The 21,568-nt window shown below is 67.5% G+C and carries 19 protein-coding genes; 7 read left to right on the forward strand and 12 right to left on the reverse strand.

Annotation, left to right across the window (positions count from 1 at the left end; translation table 11 throughout):
• Nucleotides 1-5: 5 nt before the first annotated feature.
• Genes ABL843_RS00180 through ABL843_RS00190 form a run of 3 tightly spaced genes read right to left on the reverse strand, consistent with a single transcriptional unit; the run spans nt 6 to nt 3,571 of the window.
• Nucleotides 6-578, reverse strand: a complete 573-nt coding sequence (locus ABL843_RS00180; protein WP_418118586.1) for a hypothetical protein — start codon at nt 576-578, stop codon at nt 6-8.
• Nucleotides 559-1,488: an exosortase Q gene (xrtQ, locus tag ABL843_RS00185; protein ID WP_418118587.1), complete on the reverse strand. Its 930-nt coding sequence runs from the start codon at nt 1,486-1,488 to the stop codon at nt 559-561. The genes ABL843_RS00180 and xrtQ overlap by 20 nt, the downstream gene beginning before the upstream one ends.
• Before the next feature lie 22 nt (nt 1,489-1,510).
• Entirely contained in the window at nt 1,511-3,571 is a 2,061-nt protein-coding gene (locus ABL843_RS00190) for a VIT and vWA domain-containing protein (protein ID WP_418118588.1), read from the reverse strand.
• A 204-nt stretch (nt 3,572-3,775) separates the two neighbouring features.
• On the opposite strand from ABL843_RS00190, the gene creD reads away from it, so the two are divergent.
• From creD to ABL843_RS00210, 4 genes are all read left to right on the forward strand, one after another.
• Nucleotides 3,776-5,266 (forward strand): cell envelope integrity protein CreD, encoded by a 1,491-nt coding sequence (gene creD, locus ABL843_RS00195; protein ID WP_418118589.1) that lies wholly within the window; start codon nt 3,776-3,778, stop codon nt 5,264-5,266.
• 47 nt (nt 5,267-5,313) lie between these two features.
• On the forward strand, nt 5,314-6,555 hold the full coding sequence (locus ABL843_RS00200; protein ID WP_418118590.1) for a glycoside hydrolase family 3 N-terminal domain-containing protein: 1,242 nt from the start codon (nt 5,314-5,316) through the stop codon (nt 6,553-6,555).
• Nucleotides 6,556-6,572: 17 nt separating this feature from the next.
• Nucleotides 6,573-8,978 carry a penicillin-binding protein 1A gene (locus ABL843_RS00205; protein ID WP_418118591.1) on the forward strand — a complete coding sequence of 802 codons (2,406 nt, stop codon included), beginning with the start codon at nt 6,573-6,575 and terminating at the stop codon, nt 8,976-8,978.
• A 97-nt stretch (nt 8,979-9,075) separates the two neighbouring features.
• Entirely contained in the window at nt 9,076-9,705 is a 630-nt protein-coding gene (locus ABL843_RS00210) for a hypothetical protein (RefSeq protein ID WP_418118592.1), read from the forward strand.
• Here ABL843_RS00210 and creC read toward each other — a convergent pair.
• Both creC and creB read right to left on the reverse strand, forming a co-directional pair.
• Nucleotides 9,691-11,133, reverse strand: coding sequence for a two-component system sensor histidine kinase CreC (gene creC / locus ABL843_RS00215; RefSeq protein ID WP_126020762.1), 1,443 nt, complete (start codon nt 11,131-11,133; stop codon nt 9,691-9,693). The two genes, ABL843_RS00210 and creC, sit on opposite strands and share 15 nt — an antisense overlap.
• A complete protein-coding gene (creB, locus tag ABL843_RS00220) occupies nt 11,130-11,924 on the reverse strand; it encodes a two-component system response regulator CreB (RefSeq protein ID WP_418118593.1) in 795 nt (264 codons plus the stop codon). Before creB ends, creC begins: the two co-directional genes overlap by 4 nt.
• Nucleotides 11,925-12,490: 566 nt before the next feature.
• On the opposite strand from creB, the gene ABL843_RS00225 reads away from it, so the two are divergent.
• Nucleotides 12,491-13,432, forward strand: a complete 942-nt coding sequence (locus tag ABL843_RS00225; protein WP_126020758.1) for a YcjF family protein — start codon at nt 12,491-12,493, stop codon at nt 13,430-13,432.
• A 108-nt stretch (nt 13,433-13,540) separates the two neighbouring features.
• Here the strand turns inward: ABL843_RS00225 and cueR are convergent, their stop codons facing one another.
• Nucleotides 13,541-13,942, reverse strand: coding sequence for a Cu(I)-responsive transcriptional regulator (cueR, locus tag ABL843_RS00230; protein WP_369660200.1), 402 nt, complete (start codon nt 13,940-13,942; stop codon nt 13,541-13,543).
• Nucleotides 13,939-14,133 carry a heavy-metal-associated domain-containing protein gene (locus tag ABL843_RS00235; protein ID WP_126020754.1) on the reverse strand — a complete coding sequence of 65 codons (195 nt, stop codon included), beginning with the start codon at nt 14,131-14,133 and terminating at the stop codon, nt 13,939-13,941. The genes cueR and ABL843_RS00235 overlap by 4 nt, the downstream gene beginning before the upstream one ends.
• Nucleotides 14,134-14,289: 156 nt before the next feature.
• Between ABL843_RS00235 and ABL843_RS00240 the strand changes: the two genes are divergently transcribed.
• Entirely contained in the window at nt 14,290-16,533 is a 2,244-nt protein-coding gene (locus ABL843_RS00240; RefSeq protein ID WP_418118594.1) for a heavy metal translocating P-type ATPase, read from the forward strand.
• Nucleotides 16,534-16,551: 18 nt separating this feature from the next.
• Here the strand turns inward: ABL843_RS00240 and ABL843_RS00245 are convergent, their stop codons facing one another.
• The 5 genes from ABL843_RS00245 to ABL843_RS00265 are packed head-to-tail and all read right to left on the reverse strand — an operon-like array spanning nt 16,552 to nt 20,728.
• Nucleotides 16,552-17,034 (reverse strand): N-acetyltransferase family protein, encoded by a 483-nt coding sequence (locus ABL843_RS00245; protein ID WP_418118595.1) that lies wholly within the window; start codon nt 17,032-17,034, stop codon nt 16,552-16,554.
• Between the two features lie 58 nt (nt 17,035-17,092).
• Nucleotides 17,093-18,223, reverse strand: a complete 1,131-nt coding sequence (locus ABL843_RS00250; RefSeq protein WP_418118596.1) for a sterol desaturase family protein — start codon at nt 18,221-18,223, stop codon at nt 17,093-17,095.
• A 33-nt stretch (nt 18,224-18,256) separates the two neighbouring features.
• Nucleotides 18,257-19,540, reverse strand: a complete 1,284-nt coding sequence (locus tag ABL843_RS00255; RefSeq protein ID WP_418118597.1) for a beta-ketoacyl-[acyl-carrier-protein] synthase family protein — start codon at nt 19,538-19,540, stop codon at nt 18,257-18,259.
• Nucleotides 19,537-19,833 carry a phosphopantetheine-binding protein gene (locus ABL843_RS00260; protein WP_126020746.1) on the reverse strand — a complete coding sequence of 99 codons (297 nt, stop codon included), beginning with the start codon at nt 19,831-19,833 and terminating at the stop codon, nt 19,537-19,539. The genes ABL843_RS00255 and ABL843_RS00260 overlap by 4 nt, the downstream gene beginning before the upstream one ends.
• A gap of 34 nt (nt 19,834-19,867) precedes the next feature.
• The gene (locus ABL843_RS00265; protein ID WP_418118598.1) at nt 19,868-20,728 is read right to left on the reverse strand and encodes an alpha/beta hydrolase; all 861 of its coding nucleotides are present in this window, start codon (nt 20,726-20,728) and stop codon (nt 19,868-19,870) included.
• A gap of 137 nt (nt 20,729-20,865) precedes the next feature.
• On the opposite strand from ABL843_RS00265, the gene ABL843_RS00270 reads away from it, so the two are divergent.
• Nucleotides 20,866-21,555 (forward strand): response regulator transcription factor, encoded by a 690-nt coding sequence (locus tag ABL843_RS00270; RefSeq protein ID WP_126020743.1) that lies wholly within the window; start codon nt 20,866-20,868, stop codon nt 21,553-21,555.
• The last annotated feature ends 13 nt before the right edge of the window (nt 21,556-21,568 follow it).

Genomic DNA, 21,568 nt, shown 5'->3' on the forward strand with positions numbered 1-21,568 from the left:
GTTTCTCAGATCGGTCTCGCTACGGTGACAGCTTGCCACGGCCCATGCGATTGGCCGCTGGCTGCTGCCCAGTACCAGCTTGAAGTGTCAGTGAAAGCCGTGCCCCGGGCGTCGACGATGCGCTCGCAGACGCGGATTTTTTGCGCTCCGTGCCGTTGAGCAACAAAACAGCGCCACATGCGCTCGCGCGCGTCGCGCTCCAGGCGCGCCTGCTCGATGCGGTAGCCCAGTGCGCGGTAGCAGTCGGCGGCCGGATGCAGCATGCGCGTGGGCTGGCTGACCTCGCGCATCACCAGCGTCTGGGTGCCGTCGGTCATGCGGCCGATGGCGCCGGGGAAGCGGTCCGCGAAACGCTGCTCCACGTCGCTGAGCGCCAGCGGGCGCAGCGCGGCGCCGTCCCATTCGCTGGGCCATTCGTGCGACACGACGGCGGGTGCCATCGGTTCGGCCGGCGTGCGCAGGGCCGCCGTGGCCGACCACAGCATGCACAGCAGCATCGCCAGCGCGAAAGCGGTCTTGTGGCCGATGCGGTTGATGAAATGGTTTGCGAACCAGCGCTCAAAGAACGGTGTCGACATGGCGGCCTCCGTGGGTGGTGATCAGGCCTGGAATGGGCAGTTCGGCGGCTTCGGGCTCGGGACGTGCGGGCACCATCAGCCGGGCGATGGAGCCGCAGACCACCGCCAGCACCACGAGGCCCAGCGTGTTGTGCGCCCACGGGGCGAGCGGATGGCCGGCGCCCTCGAAGGCGATCAGCACGCTATTGCGCACGATGTTCCCGGCAAGCACCAGCAGGCCGACCATCGGCAGCCGCGCCATGAAGTCCCGGCCGCTGCGCGATGCCCACAGCGCGACCGCGCAGGCCGTGAAGTAGCCCAGCCACACCATCTGCACGCCCGAGCAGGGCGCATCGACGATCACGAGGCGGCCGTCGACCGCAAGGCTCGCGCCTTCGCGCGCCACCTCGAAGCCCGGCGACAGCAGCCAGCGGCTGACCTCGGCCGTCACCACGCGCAGCGGGTAGCCCGCATAGAACTGCAGCGAGGAGAGCAGCGGCAGCGCGAGCACCGCGAGGCCGGCCACCGGCAGTGCCGCTACCTTGCGCGGCAGGAAGGCCAGCAGCCCGCAGGCCAGCGCCAGCACCGCGACCAGCCCGGCCGCGAGCGGCGGCAGCGCGGGCATGAGGCCGAGCCCCGTGCGCATCAGCGTCGCGAGCACGGTGCCCGCGCCGGCCAGCGCGAGCCAGCCCAGCCGGGGCGACGCGCGCAACTCGCGCCGGCGGCTCCAGGCCAGCGCCGCGAGCGCGACCAGCGCCAACAGGCCCAACGGATCGTCGGAGCCGTCGCGCATGCGCTGGGCCATCCAGACCCAGGTGGGCATCAGCGCGATGAACTGCAGGCCGATCCAGCCGGCAGCCGGCGTGCGGTCGATGTGGATGCCCCAGTCCACGATGCGCGGATGGCGGTGGGCAAGCATTGCCAAAGACATTCTTTTCTTTCTTATGGACAAGTCAGGCGGTGAAGCGGCGCGCGTCGTTGCGGCGCGCGCGGCGGCGCAGCATGGCGAGCATCGACAGCACCACGACGATGGCACCCAGCGATTCGGGCTCGGGCGTGCTCGGCACCTCGGCGCCGAGCGCCAGCTCGCTCACGCCTTGCGGCAGGGGCAGCGGCTGGTTCACGTCCACGCTGTCCTGCGGCGCCACGTTGCGCACCACCTTGTCGACGGCGATGAAGCTCGTGTATTGGGTGAGCAGGCTGTACCTCAGGCCCAGCTCGGTGATGCGGTCCTTCAGGGCCGTGCCGCCTTCCAGCGTCTCCTGGTCGCTCAGGCTCTGGATGCGGTGGCGCGCCCACAGCGTGCGCAGCGCGGCCGTGTCCTGGCGGGTGCTGCCATCGATGCGCACTTCCTGGCGGTAGGGGCCGCTGGCGCCCTGGCCTTCGATGATCACGCGGCCTTTTGCCTCGCCGCGCCACTTGCCGAACACGATCACCGGGCGCTCGCCCAGCACGTCGGGCAGCGCCTGCGGCTCCACGTCGTACACATCGAGGCCGCCGAAGGTGGCCTTCACGTTCGTGAGCACCGGCGACTCGACCATGCGGCGGAAGCGCGCGGCCTGCTCGGGGGCCTGGACCGGGTCGGTGATGATGAAGGGCTCGCCCATGCCGGCGCGCGCAATGCCTTCCATCAGGCTGCGGTTGACCGAGGAGCCGATGCCGAAGGCGAACACGTTGGCCTTCGACAGGTTGTTGCGCACCAGCTCGAAGGCTTCGCGCTCGACCGTCACGTAGCCGTCGGTCACCACTACCACGGTGCGCGACACGTTCTCTTCCTTGGGTTCTGCATACACGCGCTTGAGCGCCGGAATGAGCTCGGTGCTTCCGCTGCCGCTGTAGTTCTTGATGGTGGCCAGCGCCTGCTCGATGTTGGCGCGCGTGGCCGGCACCGATCTGGGCGACAGCATCTTGTTGCTGCCGGAAAAGAGCAGCACGTTGAAGGTATCGCTCGGGCGCAGGCCGCCGATCAGGCGTTCGAGCACCGTCTTCGCGGTGTCGAGCGGAAAGCCGTGCATCGAGCCCGAGATGTCGACCACGAAGATGTAGTCGCGCGGCGAGATCGCGCTGGCGGCCACGGCCTTGGGCGGCTCGACCATGGCGAGGAAGAAGTTCTCGGCGTTCTCCCCCTGGCCCTTGTAGAGCATCAGGCCCGATTCGATCTTCTCGCCTGCGAGGCGGTAGTCGAGCACGAAGTCGCGGTTGTCGGCGGGACGGCCGTCGGCGGCGAGTGCGATGTCGGCGTGCTGGTCCTCGTCGCTCTTCTTCACGTCGATGGTGTGCGTGGCCGAGCGGATCTCCTTGATGCCCATCGGCGTGTCGATGATGGCCTTGAGCCTGAAGCTGGTGCCGGCGGCGGTGCCCGCGGGCAGCGTGGGCTGCGCGACCCACTTGGCCTGCGCGTTCTCCGATTGCGGCGAGTTGTAGCGCGGGCCGACCACGGTCGGGAACACGAACTGGTAGTTGCCCGACTGCGGCACCAGCAGCTCGGTGTAGCGCAGCTCCACCTTCACGTCGTCGCCCGGCAGGATGTTGGCGACGTTCATCTGGAACACGTTGGGCAGGTGCTGCTCGAGCAGCGCGGCGGTCTTGCCTTCCTTCTTGGCCGTGTCGTACTCGATCTGCGCCTGCTGCTTCTCGCGGATCTGCGCGGTGATGAGCCGGTCGGCCAGCCGTACGTTGAGGCCGCTCACCGCGGCCTTGGTCGAGCCGGGGAACACGTACTTCGCCTCGATGGCGCGCTGGCCTTCGTTGCGGTAGGTCTGCGTGACCGTCACATCGGCAATCACGCCCGAGATCTTCACCGAGACCTCGGTGCCCTTGAGCGGCAGGCGGTCGACCGAAGGGTCGTCGCTCTTTACGAAGAAATAGGGGCTCTCGGTCTTCAGGCGCGGACCGGCGGGCGCTTCCTGAGCGTGCGCCGGGCGCACGCCCATGGCGATGAAGCCCGCGGTCGCCAGGCTCACGGTGGCGAGCCAGAGCCAGCGGCCGGGACGTGGGGTGGTTTGGGCATCCATGGCGGGGGTCCTTGTCCGTGCGAACTTGCACGGCCGCAACTTTCTCCAGCGCGCGAGAAGCCAGTTGGAAGGCGTCTTGAAGTCGCCGACAGCCCGCATCCGCTGTGTGAAGTCTGTGTGAAGCGAGGCGGCCCGGGCCCTTCACACGGCCTTCGGGTCGCGCGGCGAGCATCGCGGCCACCGCTACAGACGAGGAGAGAAAAAATGCTTCAGTTGCTCAGGGTCGTGATGAGTTCCATGCTGGCCAAGGTCGCCGGCCTGCTGTTCCTGCTGCTGCTGCTGTGCATTCCGCTGGGAGAGATCGATTCGATCAACCGCGCACGCGGCGAGAGCCAGCGAGAGGCGGCCAGCGAACTCGCCGCCACCTACGCCGGGCGCCAGACCATGGTCGGCCCGCTGCTGCTGGTGCCCTACGTGGAGCGCTGGATGGAACCGCTGCGCAACGCGCAAGGCAAGGTGATCGGCCAGGAACCGCGCAGCAAGGAAATGGCCCACGTGGTGTTCCCCGACAAGCTGCACATCGAGGGCACGATGGCGCCGCAGGAACGCTATCGCGGCATCTTCAGGATTCCCTTCTACACGCTCGACGCCACGCTCAGCGGCGGCTTTGCCGCCTTCGACCCGAAGGCCGTGTCGCACAGCGAGACCGACTCGAAGATCGAATTCAAGGCCCCGCTCATCGCCTTCAACGTGAGCGACCTGCGCGGCCTCGATGGCTCGCCGACCATGACCATGGGCAGCGAAGCCCTGCGCTTCAGGCAGCGCGTGCCCGGCCTGGATGACGATGCCTGGTTCGCCAACGGCATCCATGCCCCCGTCACCGGCGCCGCGCTCGCCGCGTGGCAGGCCGGCACGCCGATTCCCTTCGAGATGAAGCTGGGCCTGGTCGGACAGGACACGCTCGCCATCGCACCCATCGCCGAAGAAACGACCGCGCACCTGAGCTCGCCCTGGGCACACCCCAGCTTCGGCGGCCGCTTTCTCGCGGCCCAGCGCAGCGTGACGCCGCAGGGCTTCGATGCCCACTGGCGCGTTTCCTCGCTCGTGACCTCGGCGCGCGAACAGGTTCGCGCAGGCCTCTCGGGCCGTGGCGGCGCAGTGGATGTGGCCAGCAGCGCCGACGTGGCAGCGACGGCTGCCCCCGCTGTCCCGGCACGTCGCAACCTGGGCCCTTTGCAGACCTTCGACGTATCGCTCGCTCAGCCCATCAACGTCTATTCGATGAGCACGCGCGCGGGCAAGTACGGCGTGCTCTTCATCGGCCTGGTGCTGATGGCCGCCTTCATGTTCGAGTTGTTCCGCAAGCTGCGCCTGCATCCGATCCAGTACGGCCTGGTGGGCCTGTCGATCGCGCTCTTCTTCCTGCTGCTGCTGGCGCTGTCCGAGAAGTTCGCCTTCTGGATGGCGTACGCGGGCGCCGCCTCGGCAAGCGTCGCGCTGCTGGCCGTGTACTTCAGCGCGGTGCTCGGCGGCTGGCAGCGCGGCCTCTCGTTCGGCGCGTTCGTGGCGCTGCTGTATGGCGCGCTCTACGGCCTGCTGGCTTCGGAAAGCAATGCGCTGCTGCTGGGCGCGCTGCTGATCTTCGGCATGCTGGCCACCTTGATGCTCGTGACGCGCAAGGTCGACTGGTACGCGCTCTCGCGCCGCAGCGAAGCCGCGCCCGTGGCAGTGCCCGAGGCGCAGACGGCCGCATGAGGCTGCTGCGGGTCATCGCTGGTGCATCGGGCTGGCTGGCGCTGGCCGTGCTGTGGTTCTGGGCCTGGCACCTGAAGGACCCGCACCTGCGCTTCATGCGTGCCTGGGAACTGCCGCTGCTGCTGGCTTTTCTTCTTGCGGGCATCGCGCTCGCATGGCGCTACGCACGAGGCAGGCTGCGGCCCGTGGCACTGGGACTGGCATTCGCAGCCCTGCTCACGGCGCTGTGCAACGAAGCGATGTCGCGCCAGCATCGCGCCAAGGTGAATGCGATGGAGGGCCCGCTCGCGCAGGCGGTGGGTGCGCATTTCATCGTCGGCTATGACGACGCGAGGGATCTGCGCGAACTGGCACGCAAGGGGCTGATCGGCGGCATCTTCGTCACCGGCCGCAATGTCAGGGGCCGCACGGCCGAAGAACTGCGCGACGAGATCGCGGGCCTGCAGGCGCTGCGCCGTTCGGCCGGCCTGCCGCCGCTGGTCGTCGCGACCGACCAGGAAGGCGGCGCTGTCTCCCGCCTGTCCCCATTGATCGAACGCCAGCCCGCGCTCGCCTCGCTTCTCGATGCCGATCTGCCAGAAGACGAACTCGCCCAGCGCGCCCATGCCTACGGCGCGCAACAGGGCAGGGCCCTCGCCGCGCTGGGCGTCACGCTCAACTTCAGCCCGGTGGTGGACCTGCGCACCGGCCGTGCGCCGGGCCCCTGGGACTTCCACACCCGCATCGACGAACGCGCCATCTCGGCCGACCCGGCGGTCACCGCGCAGGTGGCGCTCGCTTACGAACTGGGCCTCGAATCGGCAGGCGTGCGAGGCACGCTCAAGCACTTTCCCGGCCTGGCCGGCGTGACCGAGGACACCCACCATTTCGCCGCCGAACTGCGCACGCCGGTCGCCCGGCTTGCGGCGCACGACTGGAAGCCGTTTCAAGACGTATCGAAACATTCGGATGCGGCCATCATGCTGGGCCATGTCATCCTTGAGGAACTCGACGCCGCTTATCCAGTCTCTTTCTCGCGCAAAATCGTACAGCGGGTGATCCGAGGCGAATGGGGCTACCAGGGCCTGCTCGTCACCGACGATCTCACGATGGCCGCGGCCTACAACCGCGGTCTTTGCGACGCCACCGTCCGTGCCCTCGACGCCGGGGTGGATCTTCTTCTTATCGCCTTCGACCACGACAAGTACTTCGACGCGATGCATTGCGCGCAGCGTGCTGCGCGGCAAGGCACGTTCGAGCTCCGGGAGCCGGAACGCGCAGGCGCGCCGCGGCTCCAACCCTTTCGCTAGCCAAACAGGCATTTCCCATGTTCAAACGCTCAAACTCCAAGGCCCCCGGCGACGACGGCGCGGCGCCGCGCGATTCCCGCCTCGACTGGAAGCGCATCGCCGGCTGGGGCGCCATCGGTGTCGGCTCCGGCGCGCTGGTGGTGCTGGTCGCGGCCATCGTCGCGGTCGTCACCATCTATCCGAAGCTGCCCGACGTCTCGGAGCTTTCCGACTACCGTCCCAAGCTGCCGCTTCGCGTGTACTCGACCGAAGGCCAGCTGATCGGCGAGTTCGGTGAGGAGCGCCGCAACCTCACGCCTTTCGCCAACATTCCCAAGGTGATGAAGGACGCCGTGCTGGCCGTGGAGGACGCGCGCTTCTACGACCACGGCGGCGTGGACTACAAGGGCTTCCTGCGTGCGGCGGTCGCCAGCCTGAAGGGCGGCCGCAAGCAGGGTGCCTCGACCATCACCATGCAGGTGGCGCGCAACGTGTACCTGACATCCGAGCGGACCATGAGCCGCAAGACCTACGAGATCCTGCTGGCCATGCGGCTGGAGCAGCAGCTCACGAAGGACCAGATCCTCGAGATCTACCTGAACCAGATCTACCTCGGCAACCGCGCCTACGGTTTCGCCGCCGCGGCCGAAACCTACTTCGGCAAGCCGCTGCAGAACATCACCATCGCCGAGGCCGCGATGCTCGCCGGCCTGCCGAAGGCGCCCGGTGCGAACAACCCGGTGGCCAACCCGCGCCGCGCGCGAGCGCGCCAGCTGTACGTGATCGACCGCATGCAGGAGACCGGCTTCATCACCGCCGAGCAGGCGGCGGCCGCGAAGAAGGAAGAGCTGCACCTGCGCGATGCGGCCGACCCCAACCGGCTGCATGCCGAGTACGTTGCCGAGACGGTGCGCCAGATGATGTACGCGCAGTACGGCGACAGCATCTACACCAGCGGCATGAAGGTCTACACCTCCATCGTGGCTGCCGACCAGGCTGCGGCGTACAGGTCGCTGCGCAAGGGCATCATGGACTACGAACGCCGCCAGCCTTACCGCGGGCCCGAGAAGTTCGTCGACCTGCCGAGCGAGCAGAAGGAAATCGACGAAGCGGTGGACGACGCGCTGGCCGAGCATCCCGACAACGGCGACGTGATCGCGGCCGTGGTGCTCGATGCGAGCGCGAAGGAAATCAGCGCGGTGCGCGCGAACGGCGAAACCATCCAGATCACGGGCGATGGTTTGAAACCGGCGCAGTCGGGCCTTGCCGCGAAAGCGCCGCCCAATATCAAGATCCGCCGCGGCGCGGTCATCCGCGTGGCGAAGACGCCGAAGAACACCTGGGAAATCACCCAGCTGCCCGAGGTGGAGGGCGCCTTCATCGGCATGGATCCGCGCAGCGGCGCCATCAAGGCGCTGGTGGGCGGCTTCGACTACGGCAAGAACAAGTTCAACCACGTGACGCAGGCCTGGCGCCAGCCGGGTTCGAGCTTCAAGCCCTTCATCTACTCGGCCGCGCTCGAGAAGGGCTTCACGCCCGCCACCGTGGTGAACGACGCGCCGCTGTACTTCGACGCCAGTGCCAACGGCGGCCAGGCCTGGGAACCCAAGAACTTCGAGGGCACCTACGAAGGCCCGATGCCGCTGCGCAACGCGCTGATGAAGTCGAAGAACCTCGTCACGCTGCGCGTGCTGCAGTCCATCGGCACTCCCTATGCGCAGGACTGGGTCACCAGGTTCGGCTTCGACAAGGACAAGCAGCCCGCCAACCTGCCGATGGGTCTGGGCGCGGGCTCGGTCACGCCGATGCAGATGGCGGTGGGCTACTCGGTGTTCGCCAACGGCGGCTACCGCGTCAATCCCTACCTCGTCACGCGCGTCACCGACCTGCGCGACAAGGTCATCATGGAGACCGAGCCGCCGGTGCTCGACGAATCGCGCCGCGCCATCCCGCAGCGCAACGCCTTCATCATGGATTCGCTGCTGCAGAGCGTGGTGCGAAACGGCACCGGCTTCAAGGCCTACCAGGCACTCAAGCGCGACGACCTCTACGGCAAGACCGGCACCACCAACGATTCCTTCGACACCTGGTTCGCCGGCTTCCAGCCGACGATGGTCGGCATCGCATGGGTCGGCTACGACACGCCGCGCCAGCTCGGCGTGCGCGGCGAGACCGGCGGCAGCCTGAGCCTGCCGATCTGGACCGGCTACATGCAGACCGCGCTGCAGGGCGTGCCGGTGACGCTGCCGGCCCAGCCCGCCGGCGTGGTGAGCATCGACGGCGAATGGTACTTCGACGATTTCACGCCGGGCCACAACGTGGCGAGCCTGGGCCTGGAGAGCAGCGACACGCTGCCGCCGCCGGTCGAGCAGCTCACCGGCGCGCCCGTCGGTGCGCCGCCCCCGCCGGAGGAACGCAACCGGATCCTCGATTTCTTCCGGTAGCCGGACTTCTTCGAGAAACCGGAAGCGAAGGCGGGTTCGCGGTGCCTACACTCGGTACCGCTTCCCGCCTTTTCCTTTTTCTCCTTCTCCCGCATCCATGGAAATCCTCACCCTGGTGGCCCTCGTCGCCGCCGGCTTCTACATCCTCAAGTCCAGGGAACAACGCCTGCGCATCGCCCTGCTGGCGAGCCACCTCGGCCGCTATCAGATCGAAAAACTGATGGAGAGCCTCACATCCGGCTACATGCGCTGCCTCGGCGAGGACGACGCCGAGCGCCGCCGCCAGATCTGGCAGATCCTGGACAGCACAGAAGAAAAACTCTCCGGCCAGATCGATGGCTTCGCAGCCGAGTTCTCGCGCATGCCCGAACCCGTCACCCGCGTGAGCAAGCTGCCCGTGGCCATTCCGCTCTTCACCCAGTTCTTTCCGTCGGCGGCCTTCGACATGCGCCAGGCGTTGCTCATCCACGCACGCGGCATCGCCGGCGTGATGCGCAACGAAGCAGGCCGCACACCCAAGTCCAAGGCCTACATGATGTCGGCCGAGTTGTTCCTGCTGCAGCACACCTGCCACTGGTATTGCCGATCGAAGACGGTGGCGTCGGCGCGCATGATCGGGCAGCACCAGACGCAGTACCTGCAGGCACTGCGCGCGGTGAGCCCGCAGACGCGCGAAGCCTATTGCGCGCTGATCGGCGCGGACCAGCTTTCCTCAGTGATGCGATGACGACAACGGCAACGTCAGCGTAGCCACCGCCCCGCCGCGCGATGCGTTGCCCAGGTCGATGCGGCCATGGTGCAAGGCCGCGATCTCCTTGACGAAGGCAAGGCCCAGCCCGGTGCTCTTCTTCTGGCTGTGCGGCCTGGCGAGCGAATAGAACTTCTCGAAGACTTTTTCCTGCGCGTAATCCGGAATGCCGGGGCCATGGTCGCGCACGCTCACGCGGGCCAGCTTGGAAGTGGTTTCGAGGGTGAGCAGCACCTCGCTGTCCAGCGGCGAGAAGTCGATGGCGTTGTCGAGCAGGTTGCTGATGGCGCGGCGCAGCAGGAAGGGGTCGCCTTCGGTGCGGGCTTCGTTGCGGATGTTCACGAGCAGCCTGATGTTGCGCTTCGCGGCCGCAGGCTGCGCGCTCGCGGCGATGTCTTCGATCAGCGCGGCGAGCGACACCGGCTCCGTGCGGTCGAGCGCGCGCCGGGTCTCCAGCGCGGTGAGCTCCATCATGCGGTCGACGATTTCCTGGATGCGTTGGGTCTCGCGCTCGATGTTCTTCAGGAACCGTTCGCGCTCGGCGTGCGGCATCGACGGCTCCTGCAGCAGCTCGGCCGCACCGCGGATGGCGGAGAGCGGGCTCTTCACTTCGTGCGTGAAGGTCTGGACGTAGTCGGCCACGTAGTTGCGGCCGGTGAGCGCGTCGCGCATTTCGCTGAAACCTGTGCGCACGCCGTCGATAGCGCGCCTCACCATGCGTGAAAGGCTCAGGCTGCGCTGTGCGCGCACCCAGGTCCAGTAGTCGCGGATCAGGCCGAAGGGCCGCACCAGCCAGACCGAGACGATCAAGGTGAGCAGCAGCAGCGCGAGCGCCGAACCCACGCCGACCCAGATGGTGCGCCCGCGCGCGTCTTCCACGAACTGGCCGAAGCTTTGCACCGGCTTGCCGACGCTGACCATGCCGACGATCTCGTTGTTCCAGCGGATCGGCGCGCCCACGTACATGACCGAGGTGCGCGGATCGCCGTCGACGTCGCGCGACGTGCGCGCGCCGTAAAGGCCGGCGAGCGTGCGGCTCACGTCGCTCCACTTCGAATAGTCGGCGCCGAGATGCCTGCCGAGCGAGTCGAACATGACGCGGCCGTTGCGGTCGGTGACGTACACGCGCAATTCGACGCGGCTCTTGTGCAGGTTGTAGATCTGCGCCGAGAACTCGCGCGCGTAGACGGTGCGGAACAAAGGCTCCAGCCGCGCGGTGTTGATGGCGCCGGCGATCACGTCCTGCTCGACCAGGCTGGCCACGAGCTGCGAGGTTTCTACCAGCGATTCCTCGGCGGATTCGCGATAGCGGGGATCGATATCGGAGACGACGCGATAGAGAAGGAAGGCGATGCCCGCCGTGTAGATCAGCAGGATCCCGATGAAGATGCGCGTGCGCCGTGTCACGACGCCTTGGCGGGCAGTTCTTCGTTCAGCGCGTAGCCGGTGCCGCGCAGCGTGCGGATCGGCTCCACTTCCGGCGCGATCGCCTTGAGCTTGGCGCGCAGGGTCTTGATGTGGGCGTCGACGGTGCGGTCGAAGCTGTCGCTGGAGTCGTCCCAGACGAGTTCGAGCATTTCATCGCGCGTGAAGACGCGGCCGGGGCGCTGCACCAGGAGTCTCAGCAGGCCGTATTCATAGCGCGAGAGTTCGAGCAGCCGGCCGTAGTAGCGGATCTGCATGCGCTCGGTATCCAGTGCGAAGGGCGATACGGGGGCCTGGGAGCCCGCAGGAGCGCCGTTCGCGGCTGTCTGATGCCCCCCCACGTGATTCGTGCCCGCGGCGCCTTGGGGGGTGCCTGAGCCGCTCCTGGCACTGCGTCGCAGGATGGTCCGCACGCGCGCGACCAGTTCCCTTGGAGAAAAGGGCTTGGCGATGTAGTCGTCGGCGCCCAGTTCGAGGCCCACCACGCGGTCTATTTCGTCGCTGCGGGCCGTGAGGAACACCATGGGCACCTCCGGTCCTCCCATGGACTGGTTGAGCGCCTGCAGGCGCTTGAAGAGCTCGAAACCGTTGAGATCGGGCAGTCCGATGTCCAGGATTGCCAGCGCCGGTGGTTCCTGCGCGAACTGGGCGATCGCTTCCTCGGCCGTGGCGCACCAGACAGGGATGAATCCGTCGCTTTTCAGGACGTATTGCAGCGTGTCGGCGATGCCCGACTCGTCTTCGGCGATCAGGATCCGGGGTTTGAAGCTCATCCACGGATGTTACCGAGGGGAGGACCGGCCGGGAGGGCCGGTTCGCCCCCGGCTTCCGGGACCGGCGCGGCCATTCGCGGCGTTTTTTTCGGGCGCGGCTTTTCCTCTTCTTGTCTTCTTGTTTTTCTTATTCAAATTAGTAGTAGTAGATAAGGGTCGCCCCCCTCTGTGGACATGCCCTTTTTTTCGTTATGCGACAAGCACTTGTCATGCCGCTGTCACTGTGTGCAGCCGCGCTTCCGGTTTGTACCCGCGACATGGACAACATTGGGTAACCCTTCGGGCCTGTGGATAAACCATGCCTTGTTCAAGAAATGTCCCCAGACTTGTCCTTTGACGGCACTTCAGAAATCTGCGAAAGACGGTTTTCGCCCGGAGAAATTCATTGCTGAAAATTTGTGCAAACCGTAGATTTCCATTTGAAATCAACGACTTGCAAGACCCCTACACAGAAGTGCCGACGTTATCCACAGAGTTGCCCAAGGTTTGTGGGGAGAACGCCCGACGGAACCTTCGGACCGCAGCCACGACCCCACCGGATCATTGAAATTGCGGAAATATCGAACATGACACCTTCTGAAACAAAGTCGATCGTTACCCTGAGCCTGCTGGCCGCCTTCGTGGACGGCGAGAAGCACGAGCGCGAGCGCGCCGAGATCAAGCGCATCGCGGAAGGCCTGTCGCAGGCCGACGGGCTGAACCTGCCGACGCTCTACCAGGACGTGCTGATGAAGCGGGTGTCGCTGGCGTCGGTGGCGGGCGAGCTCAAGAGTCCGGAAGCGAGGCAGCTCGCCTACGAAATGGCGGTGTGCGTCTGCGACGCGGACGGCACGCAGTCGGAGGCGGAGCGGATGTTCCTGGCGGACGTGCGCACCTCGCTGGGCCTGGACGCCTCGGCGGCCGCGTTCTCGCAGCAGGCGGAGGAAATCGCCGCGGTGCCGGTGGCCGCCACTGCGGCGGCCGCATCGGTGCCTGCAGCGCCGAAGAGTCCCGACACGGCGGAGCTGGACAAGTCGATCCTCAACGCCTCCATCCTCAACGGCGCGCTCGAGCTGCTGCCCGAGACGCTATCGACCATGGCGATCATTCCGCTGCAGATGAAGCTGGTCTACCGCATCGGCCAGGCCTACGGCTACCAGCTGGACAGCGGACACATCAAGGATTTCCTCGCGACCGTCGGCGTTGGCCTTACCTCGCAGTACCTGGAGCAGGCCGGGCGCAAGCTGCTCGGCGGCTTGCTCGGCAAGGTCGGCGGCGGCCTGCTGCGCGGCCTCGGCAACCAGGCGGTGAGCTCGGGGATGAGCTTCGCGTCGACCTACGCGCTGGGACACGTGGCAAAACGCTATTACGCCGGTGGCCGCACGCTCTCGGCGCAGATGCTGAAGGACGCGTTCTCGGGCGTGGTGAAGGAAGGGCAGAGCCTGCAGACGCAGTACCTGCCGGCGATCCAGGAAAAGGCCCGCACGCTGGATGCGGGCAAGGTCTTGTCCTTGGTGCGCGGCGCTTGAAGGACTTGTTCCAGGAACACCATGGAACCGGCTTCGCCGGGCCACAGGTGTTGCCCCCGGCGAGGGGGTAGGCGAAGCGACACGAAGTGCGCGAAGCCTGGGGGGTACCTAATTCGCCAGGTCGTCGAGGATCGGGCATTCGGGGCGCGCGTCCCCGTGGCAGCAGTGCACCAGGTGCGCCAGCGTGCTGCGCATGGACTGCATGTCGGCGATGCGCTGCTCCAGTTCGCCAAGGTGCTTCTCGGCGATGCGCTTCACGCTCGAGCTGGCGCGGCGCCGGTTGTTCCACAGCCCGACCAATTCGGCGATTTCCTCCATCGAGAAGCCGAGGTCGCGCGAGCGCTTGATGAAGCGCAGCGTGTGGATGTCGGCCTCGCCGTACTGGCGATAGCCGCTTTCGGTGCGCGCCACCGCCGGCAGCAGGCCCAGGCTCTCGTAGTGGCGGACCATGCGGGCCGACACGCCCGAGCGCTGCGCGGCTTCGCCGATGGAAACCTGGCTCATCGTCATTGAACCGCATACCCCGCGTTCTCGATCGCGGCCACGATGTCCTTGCGCGGCTGCTCGCTCAGCACGTCGACATGGCCCGTTTCCAGATCGACCGTGACCTGCGCTTCGGGATCCACCGTTTGCACCGCGTTCTGCACTGCGTTCGCGCAGTGGCCGCAGCTCATGCCCGTGACCTGGAATTTCTGGCTCATCGTGTTGCTCCTTGAAAGTAGCTGGTAAAGAGAAGTGGCCGGCCTGACGACCGGGGAACCCGCAGTTTGAACCCTCTCACGATGTCAATGTCCAGCGCAGGGGCTCTGAATTTTTCCGCTTGACCTTGACATGGTGTGAGGCTTTAGCCTCGGCACATGGAAAAACTTCAGCTCCAGCAAACCCCCGGTACCGCCACGCTCGACCTGTCCGTCGGCGGGATGACCTGCGCCTCCTGCGTCATGCGAGTCGAGCGTGCCTTGAAGAACGTGCCCGGCGTGCAGGACGTGAGCGTGAATCTCGCGACCGAATCGGCCCGCGTGGTGACGTCCGGCGACGATGACATGGATGTCCGGCTGCGCCGCGCCGTGCGCGCCGCCGGTTACGAGCCTCGAGCGGCGAGCGAGGCCGCGGACGAAGCAACGCTGTCGCCCTGGGCCGGCTTCGCCCCGGTCGCCATCGGCCTTGCGCTGTCGATTCCGCTGATGGCGCCGATGCTGGGCGACCTCATCGGGCTCGACTGGATGCTGCCGCCGTGGGTGCAACTGCTGCTCGCGACGCCGGTGCAGTTCTGGCTGGGCGCGCGCTTCTATCGCGCGGGCTGGCATGCAGTGAAGGCGCGCACCGGTAACATGGATCTGCTGGTCGCACTTGGCACCAGCGCGGCCTTCGGGCTTTCGCTATGGCTCTGGTGGCGTGCGACCACCGGCGAGCATGCGGGCCACGGCATGGTGCCGCACCTGTACTTCGAGGCTTCGGCGGTGGTGATCACGCTGGTTCTGCTCGGCAAGTGGCTGGAGGCGCGCGCCAAGCGCCAGGCCACGTCCGCGATCCGCGCGCTGCAGCAATTGCGGCCCGAGGTGGCGCACCTGCTCGACGCACGCGGCAAGGAAAGCGACGTGCCGCTGGCCGAGGTTATGGTGGGCGACCGTCTCGCGGTGCGTCCCGGCGAGCGCGTACCGGCCGACGCGAAGGTGGTCGAAGGACATTCCGAAGTCGACGAATCGATGCTCACCGGCGAGCCGCTGCCTGTGGCCAAGGGCCCGGGCGATGCGCTGACCGGTGGCGCGGTGAACGGTGACGGCCGCATGGTCGTCGAGGTGAGCGCGGTCGGCGCCGAGAGCGTGCTGGCGCGCATCATCCGCCTGGTCGAGGACGCGCAGGCCGCGAAGGCGCCCATCCAGCGCCTGGTGGACAAGGTCGCCGCCGTGTTCGTGCCGGTTGTGCTGCTGATCGCGCTGGCCACCTTCGCGGGCTGGATGCTGGCGGGTGCCAGCATCGAGACCGCGCTGATCCATGCGGTGGCGGTGCTCGTCATCGCCTGTCCATGTGCGCTGGGCCTTGCAACGCCCGTGGCTGTGATGGCGGGCACCGGCGTGGCGGCTCGGCATGGCGTTCTGATCAAGGATGCGCGTGCCCTGGAGATCGCCCACCGCGTCGATACCGTCGCCTTCGACAAGACCGGCACGCTGACCATCGGCCGTCCGGTGCTCACCGCGCTGGTGCCCGTGGCCGGCGCCTCGGCCTCGCAAGACCAGTTGCTGGCCACCGCCGCGAGCCTGCAAGGCGGCAGCGAGCATCCGCTGGCCAAGGCCGTGCTGTCGGCCGCCGCGCAGCGCAACCTGCAGGTGCCAGCGCTGGGTGCGATGCAGGCTTCGCCGGGCCGTGGCGTGCGCGGCGAAGTCGAGGGCGTCCAATGGGCCATCGCCAGCCTGCGCTGGTGCCGTGAGCTCGATGTGATGCCAAATGCCGAAGAAGTGGAGCGCCTGCAATCGCAAGGCGCGACGGTTTCCGCGCTGCTGCGCTTCGACGAAGCCGGTGCCGCGCAGGTGCAGGCCCTGCTCGCCTTCGCCGACGAGCCCAAGCCACAGGCCGCCGAAGCCATCCGCACGTTGCGGGCGCGCGGCCTGCGGGTGGTGATGATCTCGGGCGACAACCTGCGCGCGGCGCAGGCCATGGCTGCACGGCTGGGCATCGCGGCCGAGGATGTGCGCGCCGATGTGCTGCCTGCAGACAAGGCCGCGCAGGTCGCCGCGCTCAGGAGCAACGGACATGTCGTCGCGATGGTCGGCGATGGCGCCAACGATGCACCCGCACTGGCAGCGGCCGATGTCGGCATCGCGATGGCGCCTTCGGGCGGCGGCACCGACGTGGCGATGGAAGCAGCCGGCATCACGCTCATGCGTGGCGATCTCGCGCTGGTCGCGCAGGCCTTCGAGCTTTCGGGCCGCACGGTGGCGAAGATCAGGCAGAACCTGTTCTGGGCCTTCGCCTACAACGTCGCCGGCATTCCGCTCGCCGCCTTCGGCCTGCTGAGCCCGGTGGTGGCCGGCGCGGCGATGGCGCTGTCGAGCGTGAGCGTGATGGCGAATGCGCTGCTGCTGCGGCGCTGGAAGCCCTGAGCCTGTTGCGCCTGCCGCTCAGTCGAGCAGCAGCGCCATGATGTGGTCGTCGATGGCCTGTGCATCCGTGGCGCGCTTGTAGAACCTGCGCAGCGTGCCTTCGCGTTCGAAGCCGAGCTTTTCGTAGAAGCGCAGCGCCGGTGCGTTGTCGCTTTCCACGATGAGCTCGATGCGCCTGACGCCGTCCGCTTTCAGCCGCTCGATTGCATCCGTGACCATTGCCAGCGCGATGCCCTGGCCATGCAGTGCGGGGTTTACAGCCAGCGTGCCGAGGCTGGCCACGTGCCGCACACGGCCCGGGTAGCGCGAGGCGCGGTAGAAGCCGGCGATGTGGCCGTCGCGTTCGTAGACGAAGAAGTCGCCACCATCGAGCAGCTGCCGGTAGATCGGCTTGAAATCTTCCAGCGGCATCGGGTCGTAGCCCAGGTAGAGCACGACCTTCTCGTGCATGTAGAGGGCGAAGACGGTGTCGATGTCTTCGGAAGTGGCCAGCCTGCGCATGATGGGTGCCCCGCAACGGTGAAGGCGCCGAGCATAGCGGGCGGCGTATGCATGGCGGTCAGCCGAAGAGCAGTACCGCCGAGATGGCGAGAAGCGCTGCCTGCGCGCACCAGGCCCATCGCAGACGCAGCCGCGAATCGAGCACTGCGCCGATGGACCAGAAGCCGCCGACCGAGAGTGCAAGAAGCGTCAGCCCGGTGTGGAAGGCGAGATCGTCCGCGCGCCAGAGAAAGGCCAGCGTCACGCCGACCCAGCATGCGAAGTGGAGGGCGGCCGACGCGACCTGTGGACGCGTGAGCACGGGGGCGTGGATGTGCATGGCTTCTTCCAGCGAGAACGCGGGTTCCGGAAAGCGCGCAGCCACGTCGGCCGGCCGCCAGCCCGGCGGCTTGAACCACACGGCGATCTTGTCTTGCCAGCGCTTCGTGTGCCAGGCATCGCGCAGCAGCGGCATGTAGGGACCGAGGATCGCGCGCACCGGGTCGAAGCTCGCGAGCGCCTTGCGCGTGCCGTAGACGCAGCGTTCGGTTTCCTCTGCGAAGGTGCCGAACATGCGGTCCCACACCACGAGCATGCCGCCGTAGTTGCGGTCGATGTACTGGTCGTTCACCGCGTGATGCACGCGGTGGTTCGAAGGTGAGGAGAACACGCGGTCGAACCAGCCCAGCTTGCCGATGTGCTCGGTGTGGATCCAGAACTGGTAGACCAGCACGATCAGCCCCGCGAGCCCGAACTGCTCCGGCGGCACGCCGATCACCGCCATCGGCAGGTAGAAGGCCCAGCCGAGAAAGGCCACCGTGCTTTCCTGCCGCAGCGCGGTGGAGAAGTTGAAGTGCTGGCTCTGGTGGTGCACGGAGTGCGCGGCCCAGAAGACGGCCGACTCGTGCCCCGCGCGATGCAGCCAGTAGTCGAAGAAGTCGAACAGCAGCACCGCAGCGATCCAGCCCATGGCGCTGTCCCAGAAGGCGGGCCGCGTCCAGATCACGACCAGCGGATAGATCAGCGCGTAGAGGCCGATCTGGAAGAGCTGCGTGCACACCGAGAGCGCCTGGCTCAGCAGCCCCTGGCTCAGGCTGCCGATGGTGTCGCTGAAGCGGTAGGTGTTGCGCCGCTTCAGCCAGCCCCATGCGAACTCGCAGGCGATGAGCAGCGCGAACACCGGCACGACGAAAACAACCAGCCGGTGCACCGCGCGATTTTTCAGGAAGCGTTCAGTGAATCTTCAGCGATCGGACGCGCGGCCGGCCACGATGACGGCGTTGGTGCCGCCAAAAGCGAAGGAATTGGACAGTGCGTAACGCATGCCCTTGGCCTCGCGAGCCTCGCCTTGCACGAAGTCGAGATCGAAGGCGGCGTCGGGCGTCTGCAGATTGGCGATGGGCGGCAGCGCTTCGCGTGCCAGCGCGCGCAGCGTCGCGACGAGCTCGATCGCACCGCCGCCGCCGAGCACGTGGCCGTGGATCGCCTTGGTCGCGCTCACCGGCACGGTGTTGCCGAACACTTCGCGGATCGACGCGGCCTCGGCTGCATCGCCGGCCGAGGTGGCCGTGCCGTGCGCGTTGATGTGGCCGATCTCGGAAGGCTCGATGCCCGCGTCGCGCAGCGCGGCGCGCATCACGCGCACCTGGCCCGCCGTGTCGGGGTTGGTGATGTGCGTGCCGTCGCAGTTGGTGGCGTAGCCCGCGAGCACGAAGGGCGCGGCTCCGGCGCCGCGGGCGGCGGCGTGCGCTTCGGATTCGAGCACCAGCGCGGCGGCGCCCTCGCCGATGGCGAAGCCCGCGCGGTCGCCCGAGAAGGGGCGGCAGGCGGTCGAAGGCGCATCCGCCGGCGGCGGCGCCATCACGCGCATGGCGTGCCAGCTGGCCATCACGCCGGGCGTGAGCATGGCGTCGTGGCCGCCGACGATGGCGACGTCGATCCAGCCGCCGCGGATGGCGCGCATCGCTTCGCCGATGGCCACGGCCGAGGAGGCGCAGGCACAGGCATAGGCGATGGCCGAGCCGCGCGCGCCGAAGTGCAGGGCGAGCTCGGCCACGGCGGCGTTGGGCATCACGGTGAGCACGGTGGTCGGGCGCATGCGGCGCTGCTCGCCGTAGAGCGTGCTGGTGGTGTTGTCGAAGGTGCCGGCGCCCGCGAGCCCGCTGCCCCAGAAGATGCCGAGACGGTCGCGGTCGATGGTGTCGAGGTCGATCTTCGCTTCGCCGGCGGCGTCCTGCGCGGCGGCCAGTGCCATGGCGGTGCCGCGGTCCAGTGGCAGGCGGGAGGTGCTGCGTACGCCGTTCGAGTCGAAGTCGCAGGCCGCGACAGCCAGCGTCATCGGGTCCATGCCCTTGATCTCCAGCGTCTGCGCGCGCACGGCAGAGCGCCCCGCGAACAGGGCCTCGTCGAAGGCCTCCACGGTGCGGCCGATGGGCGTGACGAAGCCGATGCCGCTCACACGCACGGGTGCGGATGCGGCGCGCGCGGCGGAGGCCGCGAGCACGGAGTGAGCGGCGCCGCTGCTCATGCGGTTGCTTCGGCGGGCTGGGCCGCAACAGCGCCCGCGCTCTCCGCGTCGATCACTTCGCACAGGCGCTGCAGCGTGATGCCGGCTTCGCGCGGGTCGAGACGCTCTTCGGGAATGCGCAGGTGGAAAGCGTCCTCGACGGCGAAGACGAACTCCATCAGCGCGAGCGAGTCGAGGCCGAGGTCGGTCAGCGCGGTGGCGGGCGAGATGGCTGCGGGGTCGACGCGGAAGTCGGTCTGCAGGATCGCCGCGATGCTGTTGAAGGTGGGCGAGGAGAGATCGGAAGAAGACATGGAAATGCTTTCCTTTCGGACGTGGTCGAAGTTGTCAGGCGTACAGCGGATGCTCGGGCATCGTGCCATGCGCCACCGCGTCGACGAATGACACTGTTTCGCTCACGACCTGTTGACGATCGTTGTCGATGGTGATCATGTGGTAGCTGTTGGCGACCACGACGGCACGGAACGCGCGGCAGCGCAGGCCGCGCGCGAGGATGCCCAGGTTGGCCACGCTGGCCACCTCGTCCTGCTGGGCGTGCAGCGCCAGCACGTTGCCGCACTGCACGCCGTGCAGGTTGCGGCGCACATGGCGGATGAGCCTGTCGTGCTCGCGCAGGTGGCTCACGCCGATGACCGAGCTGCCTGCGCGCGAGATCTTGCGGTGGCGCAGCTCGCGCTCGATCCAGGCGCGCACGCGCTCGTTCTTCACGCCATAGGGCGGGCGCTCGCGGTATTGCCAGAGCCTGCCCAGCGGCGTGTAGAAGGCCAGCGGCAGCAGGAACTGCGTGCGCGGAATGGCCCAGCCGTCGAAGCGCAGCGTGGTCGACATGAGCACCAGCGCATCGACTTCGCTGCCGCAGCGGATGGCCGCGCCCAGTGCCAGCGAGGAGCCTGCCGAGATGCCGACCAGCATCACGCGGTCGTGCCGCTCGCGCAGCGACTTCACCTGTGCCTGGATCGCATCGAGCCAGCGTTCGTACGGCGCCGCGCGCTGCATCGGCGCGCTGGCGTCGAACGAGTAACCCTCGATCGACAGCGGATAGACCGGATAGCCCCGGCTGCGCAGTGCGGACTGCACGGTCAGCAACTCGTCAGGCGTGCTGCATAAACCATGCAGCAGGACCACGGCGGTGCGCTGCACCTCCGGAGGAACCAGGCTCAGCAGATCGGAGGGTTCGCGCGCACTCATCGTGTGGCGCAGGCCATGAAAGTGGCCCGTGATTCATCGTGCTGTCGTATGCTCATGTTGCGTTTATCGCTTGGAGCGACTGACCGGCCGCTGACCCGTCGTTCGCAAGGCAGATTACCCCCAACCATTCAAAGACCATGCGAATTCTGCTTGTCGAAGACGACACCGTTCTGCGCGACGTGATGGTGCGCAGCCTTGCCGATGCAGGCCACCGTGTCGACGTTTCCACCAACGTGGAAGACGCCGATCACCTGTGGCGCGTGCAGCCCTTCGATGCGGTGCTGCTCGACCTCAACCTGCCCGCTACGGCGAGCCCGACCAGCGGCCTTGCGAGCGGCCTCACCGCGCTTCGGCAGGCACGCGCGCGCGGCGACCGCACGCCCGTGCTCGTGCTCACGGCGCGAGGGCGCACCGAGGAACGCATCGCCGGCCTCGACGCGGGTGCCGACGACTACCTCGGCAAGCCCTTCGACCTGGCGGAGGTCGAAGCACGCCTTCGTGCACTGGTGCGCCGTGCCAAGGGCACGGAAGACATCGTGCTGCTGGGCCAGCTCAAGCTCGACCGCAAGGCACGCCGCTTCTCCACCGCGAGCGGGCCGCTCGACCTGCCCGCGCGCGAGTTCGAGGTGCTCTGGGAGCTCATGAGCCCGCCGGGCCGTACGGTGAGCAAGCGTGCGCTGTCCGACAAGCTGTCCAGCTTCGATGAGTCGCTCGGCGACAACGCGCTCGAGGCCTTCATCTCGCGCCTGCGCAAGAAGCTGCAGGGCACGGGCGCGAGCATCCGCACGCTGCGCGGCATCGGCTACCTGCTCGAAGCCGAGGTGTGATCGACGCCGGTCC

The sequence above is a fragment of the Variovorax sp. 350MFTsu5.1 genome (genome assembly GCF_048302515.1).
Classification (GTDB): domain Bacteria; phylum Pseudomonadota; class Gammaproteobacteria; order Burkholderiales; family Burkholderiaceae_C; genus Variovorax; species Variovorax guangxiensis.

Bases quoted from the DNA above. Each gene is read 5' to 3' on its own strand.
- ABL843_RS00180 (WP_418118586.1), bottom strand. From the start codon at position 578: ATGTCGACACCGTTCTTTGAGCGCTGGTTCGCAAACCATTTCATCAAC.
- xrtQ (WP_418118587.1), bottom strand. From the start codon at position 1,488: ATGTCTTTGGCAATGCTTGCCCACCGCCATCCGCGCATCGTGGACTGG.
- ABL843_RS00190 (WP_418118588.1), bottom strand. From the start codon at position 3,571: ATGGATGCCCAAACCACCCCACGTCCCGGCCGCTGGCTCTGGCTCGCC.
- creD (WP_418118589.1), top strand. From the start codon at position 3,776: ATGCTTCAGTTGCTCAGGGTCGTGATGAGTTCCATGCTGGCCAAGGTC.
- ABL843_RS00205 (WP_418118591.1), top strand. From the start codon at position 6,573: ATGTTCAAACGCTCAAACTCCAAGGCCCCCGGCGACGACGGCGCGGCG.
- ABL843_RS00210 (WP_418118592.1), top strand. From the start codon at position 9,076: ATGGAAATCCTCACCCTGGTGGCCCTCGTCGCCGCCGGCTTCTACATC.
- creB (WP_418118593.1), bottom strand. From the start codon at position 11,924: ATGAGCTTCAAACCCCGGATCCTGATCGCCGAAGACGAGTCGGGCATC.
- ABL843_RS00225 (WP_126020758.1), top strand. From the start codon at position 12,491: ATGACACCTTCTGAAACAAAGTCGATCGTTACCCTGAGCCTGCTGGCC.
- cueR (WP_369660200.1), bottom strand. From the start codon at position 13,942: ATGACGATGAGCCAGGTTTCCATCGGCGAAGCCGCGCAGCGCTCGGGC.
- ABL843_RS00235 (WP_126020754.1), bottom strand. From the start codon at position 14,133: ATGAGCCAGAAATTCCAGGTCACGGGCATGAGCTGCGGCCACTGCGCG.
- ABL843_RS00240 (WP_418118594.1), top strand. From the start codon at position 14,290: ATGGAAAAACTTCAGCTCCAGCAAACCCCCGGTACCGCCACGCTCGAC.
- ABL843_RS00245 (WP_418118595.1), bottom strand. From the start codon at position 17,034: ATGCGCAGGCTGGCCACTTCCGAAGACATCGACACCGTCTTCGCCCTC.
- ABL843_RS00255 (WP_418118597.1), bottom strand. From the start codon at position 19,540: ATGAGCAGCGGCGCCGCTCACTCCGTGCTCGCGGCCTCCGCCGCGCGC.
- ABL843_RS00260 (WP_126020746.1), bottom strand. From the start codon at position 19,833: ATGTCTTCTTCCGATCTCTCCTCGCCCACCTTCAACAGCATCGCGGCG.
- ABL843_RS00265 (WP_418118598.1), bottom strand. From the start codon at position 20,728: ATGAGTGCGCGCGAACCCTCCGATCTGCTGAGCCTGGTTCCTCCGGAG.
- ABL843_RS00270 (WP_126020743.1), top strand. From the start codon at position 20,866: ATGCGAATTCTGCTTGTCGAAGACGACACCGTTCTGCGCGACGTGATG.